The 2992-nt window shown below is 69.8% G+C and carries 3 protein-coding genes; all 3 read left to right on the plus strand.

The annotated features are described in order from the left end of the window. Positions 1-60: 60 nt before the first annotated feature. On the plus strand, positions 61-585 hold the full coding sequence (locus K6I34_RS34595) for a MarR family winged helix-turn-helix transcriptional regulator (protein ID WP_229332004.1): 525 nt from the start codon (positions 61-63) through the stop codon (positions 583-585). A 172-nt stretch (positions 586-757) separates the two neighbouring features. Further along, positions 758-1081 carry a DUF3817 domain-containing protein gene (locus K6I34_RS34600; protein WP_229332005.1) on the plus strand — a complete coding sequence of 108 codons (324 nt, stop codon included), beginning with the start codon at positions 758-760 and terminating at the stop codon, positions 1079-1081. 230 nt (positions 1082-1311) lie between these two features. Next, positions 1312-2992, plus strand: a 1681-nt coding sequence (locus tag K6I34_RS34605) for a methylmalonyl-CoA mutase (RefSeq protein ID WP_229332006.1), incomplete at its 3' end; no start/stop codon positions are given.

Consider the following 2992-nt stretch of genomic DNA (forward strand, 5'->3'; position numbering starts at 1 on the left):
CGGCCCGGCCACCGACCTGATCCCCGAATCCGCGCCGCCGCCGGACGGTAGGCTCGGGCCGTGCCCAAGCCGCTCAGCCTCTCCTTCGATCCCATCGCCCGCGCCGACGAACTGTGGAAGCAGCGCTGGGGGTCCGTGCCGTCCATGGCCGCGATCACCTCGATCATGCGCGCCCACCAGATCCTGCTCGGCCAGGTCGACGCGGTCGTCAAGCCATATGGGCTGACCTTCGCGCGCTACGAGGCGCTGGTGCTGCTCACCTTCAGCCGGGCGGGCGAGCTGCCGATGTCCAAGATCGGCGAGCGGCTCATGGTGCATCCCACGTCCGTCACCAACACCGTCGACCGGCTCATGGCCTCCGGGCTCGTCGCCAAGCGGCCCAACCCGAACGACGGACGCGGCACGCTCGCGTCGATCACGGACAAGGGGCGCGAGGTCGTCGAGGCGGCCACGCGGGACCTCATGGCGATGGACTTCGGGCTCGGGGTGTACGACGCGGAGGAGTGCGGGCGGATCTTCGACATGCTTCGCCCCTTGCGGGTGGCGGCCGAGGACTTCGCGGAGTCGGCTGCCGACGGCGAGTGATGTGAACCCGGGGGCTTCGCCCCCGGCCCCCCTGCGCCTACTGGGGTGCCTCTTGCGCTTCGCGCGCGGCTGCGGGTCCGTTGTGGCTGGTCGCGCAGTTCCCCGCGCCCCTTACGGGGCGCTTCGGCGGGGGCGGCGAAGATCGGCCGGATCGGGCGGTTACGCTCGTGGCATGAAACAAAGCGTGCTGACCCGCTACCGCGTCCTGGCGTACGTCACGGGTGTGCTGCTGATCCTGCTGACGATCGGCATGATCGCCAAGTATGGGCTGGACATGGACGTCTCGGGGCCGGTCCGCATCATCGCCATCGCGCACGGCTGGCTGTTCGTCGTTTATTTGATCTTCGCCTTCGATATGGCTTCCAAGGCGAAGTGGCCGTTCGGGCGACTTGTGTGGACGCTCGTCGCGGGCACGATCCCCACGGCCGCGTTCTTCGTCGAGCGCAAGGCCACGCGTGACCTGGAGCCGCTGGTCGCGGCGCAGGCCACCGCCTGACCCGCGCCTTTCTGTACTTTTCCCGCGCCGCGCGTGCCCCACGCGCGGCGCGCCCGCCCCGGACAGCCCTTGTGTTCGGGGCGTTGTTGCGCGACGATTTAGTAGGACGTCCTAGTAAATCTGGCTCCTCCGGTGAGGCGACCCCTCGAAGGAGGCCGGCCCGCGCGGCACCACCAGCCGCCGAAGACACGGAACTCGCGCTGGGGCGCGGAGAGGCGGTCGCAGACACCATGGACGCAGCGTCGATCGAGGCGGGACGCCAGCGCTGGCAGGCCCGGTACGACAAGGCCCGCAAGCGGGACGCGGACTTCACCACGCTCTCCGGCGACCCGGTGGAGCCCGTCTACGGGCCGCGCCCCGGTGACACGTACGAGGGTTTCGAGCGGATCGGCTGGCCGGGGGAGTACCCCTTCACGCGCGGCCTGCACCCGACCGGCTACCGCGGCCGCACCTGGACGATCCGGCAGTTCGCGGGCTTCGGCAACGCTGAGCAGACCAACGAGCGCTACAAGATGATCCTCGCCGCGGGCGGCGGCGGCCTCTCCGTGGCCTTCGACATGCCCACCCTCATGGGCCGCGACTCCGACGACCCGCGCTCGCTCGGCGAGGTCGGCCACTGCGGTGTGGCCATAGACACCGCCGCCGACATGGAGATCCTCTTCAAGGGCATCCCGCTCGGCGACGTCACGACGTCGATGACGATCAGCGGCCCGGCCGTGCCCGCCTTCTGCATGTACCTGGTCGCCGCCGAACGCCAGGGCGTCGACCCGGCCGTCCTCAACGGCACGCTCCAGACGGACATCTTCAAGGAGTACATCGCCCAGAAGGAGTGGCTGTTCCCGCCGGAGCCGCACCTGCGCCTGATCGGCGACCTGATGGAGCACTGCACGCGCGGCATCCCCGCGTACAAGCCCCTGTCGGTCTCCGGCTACCACATCCGCGAGGCGGGCGCGACGGCCGCGCAGGAGCTCGCGTACACGCTGGCGGACGGCTTCGGCTACGTCGAGCTGGGCCTCTCGCGCGGCCTGGACGTCGACACGTTCGCGCCGGGCCTGTCCTTCTTCTTCGACGCGCACCTCGACTTCTTCGAGGAGATCGCCAAGTTCCGGGCGGCGCGGCGCATCTGGGCACGGTGGATGCGCGACGTCTACGGCGCCAAGAGCGACAAGGCGCAGTGGCTGCGCTTCCACACCCAGACGGCGGGCGTCTCGCTGACCGCACAGCAGCCGTACAACAACGTGGTCCGCACGGCCGTGGAGGCCCTCTCGGCCGTTCTCGGCGGTACGAACTCGCTGCACACGAACGCGCTGGACGAGACACTCGCCCTGCCGAGCGAGCAGGCGGCGGAGATCGCCCTGCGGACGCAGCAGGTGCTCATGGAGGAGACCGGCGTCGCCAACGTCGCGGACCCGCTGGGCGGTTCGTGGTACGTGGAGCAGCTGACCGACCGCATCGAGGCCGACGCCGAGAAGATCTTCGAGCAGATCAAGGAACGGGGGCTGCGGGCCCATCCGGACGGGCGCCACCCGATCGGCCCCATCACCTCCGGCATCCTGCGCGGCATCGAGGACGGCTGGTTCACCGGCGAGATCGCCGAATCCGCGTTCCGCTACCAGCAGGCGCTGGAGAAGGGCGAGAAGCGGGTTGTGGGCGTCAACGTCCACCACGGCTCTGTGACGGGGGATCTGGAGATCCTGCGTGTGAGTCACGAGGTGGAGCGGGAGCAGGTGCGGGTGCTGGCGGAGCGGAAGGCGCGGCGTGACGACGCCGCCGTCTCTGCGGCGCTGGCCGCGATGCTGGCCGCTGCGCGGGACGGGTCCAACATGATCGGGCCTATGTTGGACGCGGTGCGGGCTGAGGCGACGATGGGTGAGATTTGTGGGGTGCTGAAGGAGGAGTGGGGGATTTACG

This window comes from Streptomyces sp. UNOC14_S4, from assembly GCF_020740835.1.
Taxonomy (GTDB): domain Bacteria; phylum Actinomycetota; class Actinomycetes; order Streptomycetales; family Streptomycetaceae; genus Streptomyces.

Excerpts from the sequence above, each read along its gene's own strand:
- K6I34_RS34600 (WP_229332005.1), top strand. The coding sequence starts at position 758 with ATGAAACAAAGCGTGCTGACCCGCTACCGCGTCCTGGCGTACGTCACG.